Annotated in this window: 13 protein-coding genes; 12 read left to right on the top strand and 1 reads right to left on the bottom strand. The window is 59.3% G+C overall.

Features of this window, described 5'->3' with window-relative positions:
* Positions 1 to 112: 112 nt before the first annotated feature.
* Positions 113 to 1,129 carry an ABC transporter substrate-binding protein gene (locus tag AWB64_RS30035; RefSeq protein ID WP_060859057.1) on the bottom strand — a complete coding sequence of 339 codons (1,017 nt, stop codon included), beginning with the start codon at positions 1,127 to 1,129 and terminating at the stop codon, positions 113 to 115.
* Between the two features lie 238 nt (positions 1,130 to 1,367).
* Here AWB64_RS30035 and AWB64_RS30030 point away from each other — a divergent pair, with 238 nt between their 5' ends.
* The 12 genes from AWB64_RS30030 (at position 1,368) to AWB64_RS29975 (ending at position 14,781) form a co-directional block, all read left to right on the top strand.
* Positions 1,368 to 2,318, top strand: a complete 951-nt coding sequence (locus tag AWB64_RS30030) for a LysR substrate-binding domain-containing protein (protein ID WP_060859056.1) — start codon at positions 1,368 to 1,370, stop codon at positions 2,316 to 2,318.
* Between the two features lie 236 nt (positions 2,319 to 2,554).
* Positions 2,555 to 3,595, top strand: a complete 1,041-nt coding sequence (locus AWB64_RS30025; RefSeq protein ID WP_060859055.1) for a Bug family tripartite tricarboxylate transporter substrate binding protein — start codon at positions 2,555 to 2,557, stop codon at positions 3,593 to 3,595.
* A gap of 67 nt (positions 3,596 to 3,662) precedes the next feature.
* Entirely contained in the window at positions 3,663 to 4,517 is an 855-nt protein-coding gene (locus AWB64_RS30020) for an amidohydrolase family protein (protein ID WP_060859054.1), read from the top strand.
* A 111-nt stretch (positions 4,518 to 4,628) separates the two neighbouring features.
* Positions 4,629 to 6,662: a tripartite tricarboxylate transporter permease gene (locus AWB64_RS30015; RefSeq protein WP_060859053.1), complete on the top strand. Its 2,034-nt coding sequence runs from the start codon at positions 4,629 to 4,631 to the stop codon at positions 6,660 to 6,662.
* 24 nt (positions 6,663 to 6,686) lie between these two features.
* Positions 6,687 to 7,217 (top strand): hypothetical protein, encoded by a 531-nt coding sequence (locus tag AWB64_RS30010; RefSeq protein ID WP_060859052.1) that lies wholly within the window; start codon positions 6,687 to 6,689, stop codon positions 7,215 to 7,217.
* 48 nt (positions 7,218 to 7,265) lie between these two features.
* Positions 7,266 to 8,207: a LysR substrate-binding domain-containing protein gene (locus AWB64_RS30005; RefSeq protein ID WP_060859051.1), complete on the top strand. Its 942-nt coding sequence runs from the start codon at positions 7,266 to 7,268 to the stop codon at positions 8,205 to 8,207.
* Positions 8,208 to 8,492: 285 nt separating this feature from the next.
* Positions 8,493 to 9,464 carry an ABC transporter substrate-binding protein gene (locus tag AWB64_RS30000; RefSeq protein ID WP_060859050.1) on the top strand — a complete coding sequence of 324 codons (972 nt, stop codon included), beginning with the start codon at positions 8,493 to 8,495 and terminating at the stop codon, positions 9,462 to 9,464.
* Between the two features lie 22 nt (positions 9,465 to 9,486).
* Positions 9,487 to 10,512, top strand: coding sequence for an amidohydrolase family protein (locus AWB64_RS29995; RefSeq protein WP_060859049.1), 1,026 nt, complete (start codon positions 9,487 to 9,489; stop codon positions 10,510 to 10,512).
* 21 nt (positions 10,513 to 10,533) lie between these two features.
* Complete coding sequence (locus tag AWB64_RS29990) at positions 10,534 to 11,379, top strand: amidohydrolase family protein (protein WP_060859048.1); 846 nt, start codon at positions 10,534 to 10,536, stop codon at positions 11,377 to 11,379.
* Positions 11,380 to 11,446: 67 nt separating this feature from the next.
* Positions 11,447 to 12,304, top strand: a complete 858-nt coding sequence (locus AWB64_RS29985; RefSeq protein ID WP_060859047.1) for an HpcH/HpaI aldolase family protein — start codon at positions 11,447 to 11,449, stop codon at positions 12,302 to 12,304.
* Positions 12,304 to 13,854 carry an acetolactate synthase large subunit gene (locus AWB64_RS29980; protein ID WP_060859046.1) on the top strand — a complete coding sequence of 517 codons (1,551 nt, stop codon included), beginning with the start codon at positions 12,304 to 12,306 and terminating at the stop codon, positions 13,852 to 13,854. The genes AWB64_RS29985 and AWB64_RS29980 overlap by 1 nt, the downstream gene beginning before the upstream one ends.
* A 33-nt stretch (positions 13,855 to 13,887) precedes the next feature.
* Positions 13,888 to 14,781, top strand: a complete 894-nt coding sequence (locus AWB64_RS29975; protein ID WP_060859045.1) for a substrate-binding domain-containing protein — start codon at positions 13,888 to 13,890, stop codon at positions 14,779 to 14,781.
* Positions 14,782 to 14,814: the final 33 nt, after the last annotated feature.

Raw genomic sequence — 14,814 nt, 5'->3', positions numbered from 1 at the left:
GCCGCGCGACGTTTTGGTTCCTGCATGATCTAGCCCTACGCGCCGGCTCATTGTGGTGTGCGTTAATTCGCGCTTACAGAACAGGGGAGCGCTCGGTTCCCCCGACCTGCGTTCAGCTGGCGCGCTTCGCAGCGGCGTTTGCCGCTGACATATCGGCCACCGCGCTGAACGGTTGCTTTCGCTTCAGGCTTCCCGCGCCGATATCCATGTCCTGCAGATACCCGATGTCACTCTCAGTCAACGACAGGTCCCTCGAGTACGGCCGCTGCGTCTGGTTGAAGTCCCAGATTGCCTGGGCCGACGGAGCGTCAAATTTCTTCTGGGCGCGCTTGCGGGCGTCGAAGAAAGCGTCATGTGAAGCGGGTGACATCAGGAAGTCGTATAGCGCGCCGTAGGCGGCCATGACTGAGACCAATTCTTCGTGTTTCTCGCCGAGCGCGTTATCCGATGCGTAGGCCGTCTGGAAGATGCAGTTCTGCAGCGCGCGCCACATGTCACCTTCGCCGATGACCGTCAGACCCGCGTCGTCATTGAGATGAGAGATGCTGGAGCAGCACGCATCGGCTGCCCCGTGCGCGACCGCGTCAAAGCATTGGTCGTTGCTACCCCGATCAACGAACTCGATTTTCGAAGCGTCGATGCTCTTTTCTTTCATCAATTGGAGCATAAGGGTATGCAGCAAGCCAAGCTTCGGTCCAACAGCAACAGTCTTACCCTGCAGGTCAGCTAGCGTTTTCGCGCCGTCGGGCCTGGCAAAGATCGTCAGCGCGCACTTCTTCATGCCCGCACCGATAATTTTCACTGGCGCGCCTTCCTCGATACGCGTGAGCACCAAGTTGTACCCGGACACCATGCACACGTCTGCTATTCCGCTTGCAATGGCGTCGAACGGCCCAGTCGGATCAGGCACCTGGATGAGCCGCGCATCGACGCCGTAGGTCTTGAAGTATCCGAGTTCATCCATCAAGGCGTTCAGCGTTGCGTTCTCCAGGCCCGGATTACTGACGATCCGGATTTCCGCGTTGGCGGCTTTGGCAACATAGGGTGCTGCGAGTCCGCTCGTGGCCAACTCTACGCCGAGTGCTCCTGCTTTGCGCAGAAACTCGCGGCGGGTCGAGTCATACGTCATCTCCATATCTCCGAACACCGGTCGAGCCGGCGGCTAGTCGTTGGGAATGGTGCGCGAGAAAAATCGATAGGCATGCCTTGCGATCAAGGCGCTCGTATCGTCGATTGCACGCATCTATCCAATGCACGACGAGTCGAGCCCGTGCACGAGCGAATTGTGCCGATGCATCCGGATCCAGTCGATTGAGTAAAATGTCCGACAACTTAACCATTTGCTCATACCGTTAGAGAGGTGCGACGTGTCAACAGAACTCGACTGGTACCTGCAGGTCAACCTCAAGGCTAGACACTTGCGGCTACTGGTGACAATCGACACGTATCGCAACCTGAGTCAGGTGGCCGAAGTCACGCATGTCACGTTGCCCGCAGTCTCGAAGTCACTGGCGGAACTCGAGCATGGACTCGGCGTCGCGCTTTTCACGCGCACGGGGAAAGGTTTGGTGCCCACGCCGCACGGCGAGTGCCTGACGCGCCACGCGCGATCCATGCTGCATGTCCTGCATCAGGCGCGCGATGAGTTGCAAGCGTTGAGCGCCGGGACTGAGGGCAAGGTCGAAATCGGCGTGCTGCCGGTGTCGGCTTCCATCCTGCTGACTCATGCGTTAAATCTGCTCAAGCAGCGTTCGCCAGGAACCAACGTGAAGATCGTCGAAGGCTCCGCGGCGTCGTTGCTGCCGGACCTGTGGCAAGGTCATCTCGATCTCGTTGTGGGTCGTCTGCCCCCTCCGGATGCGCTAGGGAGCTTCGAGGAAAAAGAGCTTCTTGATGAACCCATCGTGCTCGTGACAGGCGGGCAACATCCGCTCGCACTCAGGAAAACACTGCAATGGGCGGATTTGCTTCCGTATCCCTGGATACTCCCGCCTATCGGCTCGATTCTGCGCGAACCACTGGAACGGGCACTGGAATCACATGACGTGCCGCTGACGAACAACTACATTGAGACGGTGTCGCTGCACGTCATCCGCGCACACTTGCAGGTGTCCGACTGCATCGCCGTGATGGCGGACACGTCCGCCCGCGACACCAGGCTTCCACAACCGCTTTATACGCTGCCACTAAGCCTGCCTCGCCTGCTGCGGCCCGCCGGTGTGCTTTGGAATCGGGTACGGACGCTCACGCCCAGCGCGCAACTCATGATCTCGTGCCTCGAAGAGACGGCCAGATGTCTGGCAGAAGAAGTCCAGTAAAGCGCCAGTGTTCCTCGAGGAGGGCCGGGGCCAACGCCCAAAGGCCGCTTGGTTCCCCGCCTTAACCATTCACTCAACCCGGTAGCGGATTTTCTCAATCCGGGGCATTCGACCTGCTGGCACAATTGACTCGCGCTCACCGATAACGAGCCACGACGCGAGCTGCCGCTGAAAAGCAAGCTCTGCCGATCGCGACAAGGATAGTTCCGCGCATCTATACGGAGACAGGAAAGATCATGAATTACAGGACCGCGATTTGCATGTGTGCGGCGCTGTTCGGCTTCGCCGTGACGGCATTTGCCTCGCCGGCGTCCAGTCAATCAGTGGAAGACTTCTATCGCGGCAAGGTGTTGACCCTGGTTGTCAGCGCTGACGCCGGAACGCCTACGGACATCATCGCGCGGCAGTTCTCGCGGTTCTTCGTCAAGTACGTTCCGGGACACCCCAAAGCCATTGTGATGAACATAGTGGGAGCCGGCGGCATGGTCGCGGCGGCGTCGCTCCAGTCGCGACAACTGAGCGATGGCACCGTCATCGGCTTCCTGCAGCGAAACAACCTCTACATTCCACTTCTCGACGAACGCCAGAACCGGTTCGATCCGCGCAAGGTCAGATGGCTCGGTAGCCTCAACAAAGTCGAATACTGCTTGGTGTCCATGACACGATCCGGTGTGGTTAAGGCGGATGATCTCAGCAAAAAGAAGATGTATATCGGCGCTACCGGATTTGCCAACGAAGATCGCACCTTGCCTGCACTGCTGGACGAGTACATCGGCGCGAAGATGAGCATCGTGCCGGGCTATACGGGGCGTGGGGAGGTTTATCTGGCGATGCAGCGTGGGGAAGTCGACGGCTGGGCATCCACCATCGACGGCCTGCAGCAGGGCGAGCCGGTGCGGCTGCTCAAGACCGGACAGATGAATGTGCTGCTGCATCTGGGCTGGCAAAGCCCCGCAGGCTTCACGAATGTCCCGAACTTGTCTTCCTATATCACTCGACCGGATGTGAAGGCGCTCTTTAATCTGTTCATTCTGCCGTTTCAGGCTGGCCGTCCCATCGCCGTGCCCAAAGACGTTCCGCAGGATCGGCTTTCGGCGCTGCGTGATGCGTTCGCGAAAACCATCGCCGATCCGGACTTCGCCGATGCCATGAAGCAGTCGGGCTATCCCATCGACCCGATCGACGGAAATGCAGTGGAGCAGATTGTTACGAAGCTATATGCGACGCCCGAGCCCCAGCTCGAGGACGCCCGCAATCTCATCTTCAGGTCTCACTGATCAGCGCGTATCGGCCGCTTTCACAGCAAGGGCCTGCAACAACACCATCACCAAACGGCAAACCAACATGACGCCCGAAATCATCGACATTCATCCGCATATCATCTCGACCGACCTGGTGCGTTATCCAATCGCGCCTCAGCACGGACATCGATCAAAGTGGTCGGCAACCCGGCCCATCACGTTCGAACAGCTGATAGCCGAGATGGATGAGGCCGGCGTGTCCAAGGCTGCGATTGTGCATTCGTCGACGACTTATGGCACCAACAATTCGTATGTCGCCGACAGTGTGGCGCAACTTCCGTACCGGTTTACGGGCGTGTATTCCTTCGACCTGCTGGCCCCCGACGCGCTGACGACCTTCGATTACTGGCTCGCGCGAGGCATGGGCGGCATTCGGCTATTTACCGGCGGCGCCACGCATCAGAGCGATGGAAGCTGGCTGGTGAATCCCGTGACTTTTCCGATCTGGCAACGTTGTGCGGCGCTCGCCATGACCATGGCGGTGCAGACGACACCGGACGGTTTGTCGATGGTCGCGGAACTGGCAGGGCGTTTCCCGGCCGTGAAGATCGTGCTCGATCACTGCGGCCGGCCGAATCTGGAAGACGGGCCGCCGTATGCGAATTGCGCAGGGCTGTTCGCGCTCGCGAAATACGACAATGTCTACATGAAGATTACTCCGCGCACGTTCGATCTCGCTCAAGCAGCGCCAAGGGGGGCGGAGCCGTTCTTTGCAAAGCTCGTGGAGGTGTTCGGGGCCGACCATTTGGCTTTCGGCTCGAACTATCCAGCATCCGCGGGCCCGTTGAAGAATCTTGTTGAACAGGGAACTGCCTGCTTCGCGGCCCTTGGTGATGAAGAGCGCGCCTGGGTGTGGGGACGTACTGCCAAGGCTCTTTATCCAATGCTGGCTGGCTGAGCCGCCCATACAAGCGGAGACCTCGGCCTTGTCTGGCGGAGAGCTCTTCGGCTCGCGCCGGACTTAAAAACAGGTGAGCCTACGAAGTTCACCATTCCATCAGGATGAGACATGGAGTTCTTCAACGATTCAACGTTGATGGCGGCCGGACATGCGCTGTCGACGATCTTGCAGTTCAACCGGATCATCTTTCTGGTATTCGGCGTGACAGTTGGGCTGGCAATCGGACTGCTGCCAGGGATTGGCGGGTTGACGGGTTTTGCGCTCCTGGTGCCGTTCACGTACACGATGGACCCCTATGCCGCGTTCGCGATGCTGCTCGGTATGGCGTCGGTCATCACCACATCCGACGTGATTCCGGCTGTGCTCTTTGGTGTGCCCGGTCATGCCGCGTCTCAGGCGACAGTACTTGACGGTCTGCCGATGACCAAGCGAGGTGAAGCGGCGCGAGCGCTGAGCGCTTGCTACACGTCGTCGCTGATGGGCGGACTCATCGGCGCGCTCATCCTCGCGGTCTCGCTGCCTCTGGTGCGCCCGTTCGTGCTGTCGATCGGTACGCCAGAGATGCTGGCACTCACCGTGTTCGGCGTGTCAATGGTGTCGGCGCTGTCAGGTAACGCGCCGTTGCGGGGCGTCGTTGCGGCTTGCTTTGGCATTCTCGTAGGGATGATCGGCACCAATGTCGCGACCGGCCAGATGCGCTGGACCGGTGACATTCTTTATCTGCAAGACGGCATCCCGCTGGTGCCGATCATCCTTGGCATCTTCGCTTTGCCCGAGTTGTGCGATCTTGCCATCCGTCGTGCCGCCATTGCAAAGGATGTGAAGTTCACCTCGCGCCAAGGCATGCGCCGGGGTGTCATCGACACGTTTCAAAACTGGTTTCTGGTGCTGCGTTGCGGCGCTCTAGGCTCAATCCTCGGTGCAGTGCCGGGAATTACTGGCGCAGTCACAGACTGGATCGCTTACGGCCACGCGTTGCAGACAGCGAAGGGTGCGAAGCAAACATTCACCACGGGTGACGTACGTGGCGTGATCGCGCCAGAAGCGGCGAATAACGCGAGAGAGGGCGGCAGCCTGGTGCCGATGCTGGCGTTCGGCGTACCCGGTGGCGCGGCGCAAGCTATTTTGCTGGGTGCGATGATGGTGCACGGTTTTATCCCCGGCCCCGACATGCTGACCAAACACCTCGACTTCACTTATTCGATGGTCTGGTCAATCGCGCTCGCGAACATCTTTGGCGCGGGACTCTGTTTCCTGTTGAGCGGTCAATTCGCCAAAGTCTCTACGCTTCGCTACACCCTCATTCTTCCGGTGATCATGCCCGTCATTTTTGTCGGCGCGTTTCAGGGATCGCGAAGCTGGGGCGACCTCTTCGTGCTGCTGATCGCCGGTGTGATCGGTTGGACGATGAAACGCCTCAAATGGGCGCGGCCGCCTTTGATTCTCGGCCTCGTGCTCGGTGTGCTGATGGAGCGATACATGTCGATTTCGTTCGTGCGCTACGGCATGGACTGGCTTGCACGACCGGTTGTGATCGTTCTTCTGAGTCTCGCGGCGCTGGTGTTCTTCAAGCCGCTCTTCTCGGCGTTGCGTAGCGGCGGATTCGCACAGTTCAAACCGAGCGGCTCAATCGTCGTTAAGCGCGAAGATCTCTTCTATGTGTTTTTCATTGGAATCGGGCTGTACATGCTGGTGAGTTCGCAGAGTTGGCTCCTCATGGCGAGGCTCGGGCCAACGGCTATCGCGAGTATTCTCGTTATTGCGGGAACCGTTAGTCTCGCGTACAAATGTTTCGTTATCCCTGCTCACGGCGTCGCGCGTGCCAACAACGGCGTTCATATGGATGTGTCGAGCGACCATGGCGAGAAGCTGCCTGGCAAGACCGTGCTCGCTCGTGCTGCCCGATTCTTCAGCTGGTTTCTTGGATTTCTCGCCTGTATGTCGCTGATCGGCATGCTGCCGACGGTGCCGTTGATGATTGCGGCATACATGCGGATTGAAGGACGTGAGACCTGGAAACTCAGCCTGATTCTCGCCGCTTGCGTGACCGTGTTTCTCTATGTCGTCTTCGATCAGATCCTTCATATTCCCTGGCCGGACAGCCTCCTCGGAAAGTGGTTGCCAGGGCTGAGCGGAACTTGATGGTTCAACGGGAGGAAAAAACGCATGACGCAAGATCGTCTCGCGCGCATTGACGCGACGCAAGCTACGGAAGAACAAACGCGCGTCATCGCGCGCTTAGGTGAAGGACGCGGGCGGATTCCGACCCCATTCAACATCTGGCTGCACAACCCGCGGCTGGCCGAAGGAATGGAGATCATCGGCACGCACGTCGATCATTCTCCTGTACTCAGCGAGGCGGAAACCGAAGTCGCGATCCTTTCTACCGCGGTATTTTGGAACGCTGCGTACGTGATTGCAAACCATCGCCGGCATGCGTTGAAGGCCGGCGTCCCCGAGGCGGTTGTTACTGCTATTTTGGACAAGCGAAGGCCAGCGGGTGAACCGGGGCGCTTCGGACTCTTATGCGACGCAGTGAGCGACCTCCTTGCCGGCGGATCGATCGACGATTCGCGTTTCGCCAGATACGATGCGGAGCTGGGCCGCCCGGTCATCGCAGAACTGCTTGTCACGATCGGCTACTTCACTTCAATCTCCCTCGGAATGACCTTGCACGCCCTGCAGCCCAAGGATTGAACCGACTGCCGACGTTGCTTAATATTGCGAAGCTGCAGGAGATTTAACGTGTCGGGACTCGACGGCTATTTGCAGGTGAACTTGAAGGCGAGGCATCTCCGCCTGATCGTAACCATCGATACTTATCGCAATCTGACGCAGGTGGCGGAAGTCACCCATGTCACGATGCCGGCAGTATCGAAATCACTGTCGGAGCTCGAGCGTGGACTCGGATTCTCGCTTTTTGCACGCACGGCGCAAGGGCTTGTGCCCACGCCGCATGGCGAATGCCTCATACGTCATGCCCGGGAAATGCTTACGATCCTGCATCAGGCGCGCGATGAAATGAAAGCGCTGAGCTCGGGGACGGAGGGAAAGGTTCACATCGGCATGTTGCCCGCTTCAGCCTCAGCTTTATTACCGCAGGCGCTGAACCTGTTGAAGATCCGGTCACCCGGAACCAACGTGCGGGTGGTCGAAGGCACTCGCGGTTCACTCCTTCCCGAGTTATGGCAAGGGCGTCTCGATCTGATCGTCGGGCGGCTGCCCGCGCCGGACACGCTCGGCAGTTTCGATGAAAAGGCGCTGCTCGAAGAACCCGTGACCTTGATGACGGGGCGGCACCATCCGTTGGCGCGACGCAAAAATCTGAGGTGGTCGGATCTTCAGCCTTATCCATGGGTCTTGCCGCCGCAAGGCTCGATCTTGAGGGATTCGCTGGAACGGACGCTAAGAGCCCATGACGTAACGCTGACAAACAATTACATCGAGACACTTTCCGTCCATGTAACCCGCGCCCATCTACAGATATCGGATTTCATTGCCGTCATGGTGGGCACACCCGCTAAAGATGGTGCGCAACCCTTATATGCGCTTCCATTGACTTTGCCTCGGCTATTGCGTCCGTCGGGTGTGCTTTGGAACCGCAACCGCGGGCTTACACCTAGCGCGCAACTAATGGTTGCGTGTCTGGAAGAGGCCGCTCAGCAGTTGCAGGGCAGTAATGCCTGAAAGATGAAACCGCATGATGTGGCTGTGCACTTCACTCGAAAATATTAATTAGATATCCTGAGAGAAAAAAGAATGAATTCAAGCTTGTTAAGCAGATGCACCTTTACCAAATGGTTAAACCGCAAGCCGGTTAATTCAATAGACGGCAGAGGGTGTCTCGAAAGATCATGTCGTCAACGAAACGCATGCGCATGAAACGCATGCGCATAACTGCCCGGATCGCGGCTTCATGATTAACGAATGAAATTGGCGACTCGATCGATCATTATTCGAAGGAGACTAAAATTGACTAAGAAAGTCCATCTCACGCTCGCGATTGCCGAGCATCCGCACACTTCGGCTATTCGCGACGGTTCGATTCCCATTGAGGGCGTCGACGCGGAGTTCATCACCGTTCAGCCGCAGATCGGTGCGTTCCGCCGCATGGTTCGCGATGTCGAATTTGACGTGTGCGAGTTGGCCCCGACCACCTACATCATTGCTCGGGCGTATGGCGCGCCCTTCGTCGCGTTGCCGATCTTCGTCGTACGTCGCTTTCATCACTCCGGTCTGCTGGTGCGCCCGGACGCCGGTATCCGGACGCCCAAGGATCTCGAGGGAAAAAAGGTGGGTGTGCGCGCCTACTCTGTGACCACCGGCGCGTGGACACGGCAGGTTCTGATCGACGAATTCGATCTCGATCCGTCGAAGGTGACTTGGGTGGTCGATGACGAAGAACACGTCACGCAACTCGAGCTGCCGCCAAACGTGATCCATGCGCCCAAAGGCACATCGCTGGCCGAAATGATGGCCAAGGGCGAACTCGTCGCGGGCTTTCACGGTAATGCGGGCATCGGACGGACCGGCGACCCGACCGGCGGCTGGAAGGAAGTCGAGGCGGACTATCCGGATCTGTTCCCTAACGCGGCTGAACTGGAAGCCGAGTACTACGCGCGCACCGGCGTGTATCCAATGCACGGCACCATTGTCGTCAAGGACTCCGTCCTGGCCGAGCATCCGTGGGTAGCAAAGTCGCTCTATGACGCATTCGACAAAGCGAAGAAAGACTGGCTCGCCAAACTCGATGCAGGCGAGCTGACCGACAAGAAGAACAAGAAATACATCGAGTTGCAAAAGATCGTTGGTCACGATCCGCTGCCCTATGGCATTGAAGAAAACCGCAAAACCATCGAGGCACTCGAAGCGACTGCCTTCAGGCAGGGCCTGACGCCACGGCGCATGTCCATGGATGAGCTGTTCGTCGATCCTCGCATCTGAACCTGCACGGAAAGCCAAGAATATGATTATCGATTGCCACGGTCATTTCACGACCGTCCCCGCTTCTTTTCGCGACTGGCGCGCGAAGCAGGTCGCGTCCGCCGACGATCCGGCCAATGCTCCGCCGATGTCCGGCGCATACATTTCCGATGATGACATCCGCGACGGCGTCGGCAATGGGCAGTTGCGTCTGCAGCAAGAACGCGGAGGCGATCTCACGCTGTTCTCGCCGATCGCCGGTCTGATGAGCCATCACCTTGGCAACGAGCGAACAAGTCTGGAATGGGCCGAGGTGTCGAACAACCTCGTGCGCCGTGTCTGCGACATGTATCCGGATAACTTCGTTCCTGTATGCCAATTGCCGCAGTCGCCGATTGCACCGCCGAAAAATTCGGTTCCCGAATTGCGGCGTTGTGTCGAAGAGATGGGATTTGTCGGCTGCAATTTGAATCCAGACCCGACTGGCGGCTACTGGACCGGCAAGCCGATGACCGACCGCGAATGGTATCCGGTCTATGAAGCTCTATGCGATCTCGATGTGCCGGCGATGATTCATGTCGCGGCGTCTTGCAATCCGTGCCACCACGGCACGGGTGCGCACTATCTAAACGCGGATACATCGGTGTTCATGCAGTTGCTGCAAGGCGATCTGTTCAAGGACTTCCCGACACTACGTCTGGTTATCCCGCATGGAGGTGGTGCGGTTCCGTATCACTGGGGACGTTATCGCGGCATGTCGCTGGAAATTGCCAAGCGCCCGCTCGAGGGCCTGCTGAACAATATCTTCTTCGATACCTGCGTGTATCACCACCCAGGCGTGGAATTGCTGACCAAAGTCGTGCCAACGAGCAATGTGCTATTCGGCTCGGAAATGATTGGTGCGGTACGCGGACGCGACCCGGACACGGGCGAGTATTTCGACGACACGAAGCGGTACATCGACGCGTGCGAAGCGCTCAGCGACGCGGATCGGCACGCAATCTTCGAGGGCAATGCACGACGCGTCTATCCGCGCCTCGACAAGCACCTCAAGGCTCGAGGCCTGTGATCAGACGAAAGAAGGGAAAACATGAAAATCATCGACATCCATCCTCACATTATCTCGAACGACGAGCGTCGCTATCCGCCGGCGCCGTTGTTCGGCAAGCGCTCGGACTGGTCACAGGAACGCCCGAACACCGTCGAAGCGCTTATCGAAGCGATGGACGAAGCAGGCGTTGCAAAGGCCGCTGTCGTGCATTCGTCGACGACTTACGGGTTCGATAACAGCTACGTGGTGGACGGCTGCAACCAGTATAAAGGCCGTCTCATCGCCGTAGGGTCCGTGGATATGCTGGCCGATGACGTGCCGGCCGTCATCAAAGCATGGGCGGACAAGGGCCTGGCCGGCTTGCGCATTTTCACCGGCGGGTCGACGAAGGACTTCGACCCGAGCGAACTGGATAACCCCAAGTCGTTCAGGGCGTGGGAGATGCTTGCTGAACTGAAGCTGCCGATCTGCATACAGACGGGACCTGTCGGCCTGCCGCAAGTGCGCATGCTTGCGGAGCGATTCTCGACGGTGAACATCATTCTCGATCACCTTGCGCGTCCCGAGGTGCTCGACGGCCCCCCGTATGCCAACGCTGCCGCACTGTTCGCGTTGCGCGACCTGCCGAACATCTACATGAAGCTCACGCCGCGCATCTTCGGTGACGTCAAGAAAGAGAAAGCGAGCGCGCAGACGTTCTTCCCGCGCGTTGTCGAGGCATTCGGCGCGCAACGTCTGGCGTGGGGCTCGAATTTCCCGACCTCGACCGGCACGCTCAGCGAGATTCTCGCGACAGCGCGAGAAGGCCTCGATTGTCTAAGCGAAGACGATCGCGTGTGGATCTTCGGAAAAACCGCGCAGACGCTCTATCCGGCATTGCGCTGATACCCGAATCATGTCATGCGCGCGTGCCGCCGGTTGATGCGGTGCGCCGCGAGAAAAAGAGATCATCATGTCAAATACTCGCCTGAACAGCATCATTCGCGCCTTCGAATCGGGCATGGCCGCGCACGCCGCTTTTGCCAAGCTCGACAAGCAGACCGCCATCGAAATGAGCGATTCGCCCTACGAGGGCATCGTCTTCGAGATGGAGCACAACCCGTACGATGTGTCCGCTCTGGGCGACGCACTCCAGTACATGCTCAGCCGCAAACAGATAGCCGAGTCTGGGTCGGTGGCCCCCAAGGTGACCCCACTCGCGCGCATTCCGGCAAACGGCGCAGAGATGAACCAGAGCTTTGCCAAGCAAGTGCTTGATCGCGGCGCCTACGGCGTGATCTGGCCGCATGTGGCCACCGTCGAGCAAGCTTATAACGCCGTTGCTTCCTGCCGATATGCGCGGCCAAGGAATGCCCCGCTATACGAGCCGAAGGGCCTGCGTGGTGACGGCCCTGCTAATGCCGCGCGCTATTGGGGCCTCTCGATGCAGGAATACTACGAGAAGGCCGATGTCTGGCCGCTCGCGCCTCAAGGCGAGATCCTGGTCGGGCTGATGTGTGAAAGCACGCAAGGAATTGAGAACCTCGACGACATCCTCGCCAATGTCCCGGGCATCGGCTTTATCCTGATTGGCGAAGGCGATCTGAGTCAGGAGCTAGGGTTTGCGCGTCAGTACGAGCATCCAGAGGTACTCGCCGCGATGCGCCAGATTGTCGAGACGTGCCACAAGCACAATGTCGTCGTCGGCAATCCTCATGTGACGGCGAAAAATCAACGCCGCTTGCAGGAGGAGGGATATCGCTTCCTGATGTCGGCACCGGCACGCAGCTATGGTGTGGTTGGTCTCGCACGCGAACTGGCAGGCTACTGATGAACGGCGCCGAGAGTCTCGTCGCGACGCTGGTCGAGCAGGGCGTTGATATCTGCTTCGCGAATCCGGGCACGTCGGAGATGCACTTCCTCGCCGCGTTGGGTGGCAACCCAAAAATGCGCGGTGTGCTGTGCCTGTTCGAAGGCGTGGCCACGGGCGCCGCCGACGGCTGGTATCGGATGATGGACACGCCGGCGTCCACGCTGCTGCATCTGGGCCCGGGCTTGGCGAACGGTCTCGCGAACATTCACAACGCAAAGCGCGCGTCGTCAGGCATGGTCAACGTCGTCGGTGAGCATTCGGTTTCGCATCTCAAGTACGATCCGCCGCTGACCTCGGATATCGAAGGTCTCGCGCGGCCGCTGAGCCATTGGGTGCGCCGCGCGGAATCGCCGAACACGATCGCGTGGGATGCGGCTCGGGCCGTATCCAAGGCCAGAGAGCATCCGGGTCAGATCGCCACGCTGATTCTCCCGGGCGATACGTCCTGGCAGCAAATCGACGCAGCGCCGCAGTTGCTGCCTGTTCGCGCAGAAGTACGCAAGGCGCCAAGCGGTGAGCGTATCGAGCATGTCGCACGGGTGCTTCGCTCGGGAGAGCCGACACTGTTTATTCTGGCGAACAAGGCGACGCGTGGCCTGGCGCTCGAGAAGGCCGGTCGCGTCGCGGCTGCTACCGGTGCGTTGCTGGGCTCGCATTTCTTTACAGCGCGCATCGAGCGAGGCGCGGGCCGCGTGCCGCTCGCGCGTATTCCGTATGCGGTCGCGCAGGCCACGGCGTTCCTCAAGGACTTCAGGCACATCATCACCGTCGAGACACGAGAACCTGTCGCGTTCTTCGCCTACCCGGACAAACCGAGTCTGCTCAAGACGCAGGGCACGTTCGTGCATCCGTTCGTGGAGGCCAATGAAGACAGCGAACTCGCGTTCGACATGCTGCTTCAGGCGCTTGGCGCGCCGGACACGGCGCCGCTTCTTCAGCCGCGCATCGAGACACCGGTTCCCACCGGCGCGCTGAACCCTATGAGCATTGCGCATGCGCTGGCGGCCGCGTTGCCGGAGGACTGCATCGTCGTGGATGAATCGCTAACGACAGGGCGCGAGTCGATGAGCCTGACAATGGGCGCGCGGCCGCACGATCTCATCAACAACATGGGCGGTTCGATTGGTTACGCGACGCCTGTTGCGACCGGCGCGGCGCTGGCTTGCCCCGAGCGTCGGGTGTTTTGCATGGTCGGTGACGGCAGTGCGATGTACACCATACAGTCGCTTTGGACACAAGCTCGCGAAGGGCTGAACGTTACGACGATCATCTTCGCCAACAACAGCTACGCCATCCTCAAGACCGAGTACGCGAACATGGGAGCGGGTGCGCCGGGCGATCGCGCGTTGTCGATGATCGATATCGACAAGCCGCGTATCGACTGGCTGGCGATGGCCAGGAGCATGGGCGTGCCGGGGGTGGCCGTCGAGACGGCGGAAGGTTTCCATAAGGCGTTGATCGATTCGACGCGTGAAACCGGCCCTTGCCTGATCGAAGTACGGCTTTGACATCTAACGATACAAGCAATTGGAGCACACACCATGACAACGACGCAGTCCGAAGCGCCGACGCTGCGGGTCAATCTTGCTGAATATGCCGCGACCAAAGCAATGCGGGACGGCCGCTTGAAATCGGACCTCGTGACGCTTGATTACTGCGGGCCGACGCCCGCGCACAACGGCTTCAAGGCCATGGTGCGCGAGAGCAAGTTCGACGCCGGCGAACTGGCGATCGTCACCTTCCTGCAGGCGAAGGCATACGGCAAGCCCTACGTCTTGCTGCCCGCGCCGATCTCTGGCCGCTTTCAGCATCACTGCGCGGGTTACAACATCGACTTCGGTCGTCTCGATCCGAAGGATATCGAAGGAAAGAAGGTTGGCGTGCGCACGTACACGCAGACGACCGCGCTGTGGATTCGCGGCATCCTGCGTCACGAATACGGTGTCGATCTGGATAAGGTGACGTGGATGACGCTCGGTGACGGCCATCTCGCCGAATACAGCGATCCGTCCAATTGTCAGCGGTTGCCCGCGGGTTCATCTATTCCGCAAATGATGCTCGATGGAGAACTGGCTGCAGCCCTGCTCGGGGAGGACATGCCGAAGGACGAGCGCGTGCGCACGCTCGTGCCCGACGCGCATGCCGCCGCGAACGACTGGTTTGCGCGCACGGGCGTCGTGCCGATCAACCATATGTTCGTGGTGCACGAGAAGTTGTCGAAGGAGAGGCCGGACATCGTGCGCGAGTTGTATCGCATGGTAGTCGAAAGCCGCGACGCCGCGGAGACACTACCCACTGTGTTCCCGCCGATCGGACTGGAAGCGAACCGGAAAGGTCTGCAACTGGCGGTGGATTGGGCACTCGATCAGAAGATCATTCCGCGCCGTTTATCAGTCGATGAGCTGTTCGACGATGTAACCGGCAGCTTGGGTTAAAACGCAGCGAAAGGCAAGGCGTGCCGGTTTCCA

Source organism: Caballeronia sordidicola (assembly GCF_001544455.2).
Lineage (GTDB): Bacteria > Pseudomonadota > Gammaproteobacteria > Burkholderiales > Burkholderiaceae > Caballeronia > Caballeronia sordidicola.
The sequence above is the reverse complement of the archived record's forward strand: the minus strand, read 5'-3'. Positions and strand labels throughout refer to the sequence as shown.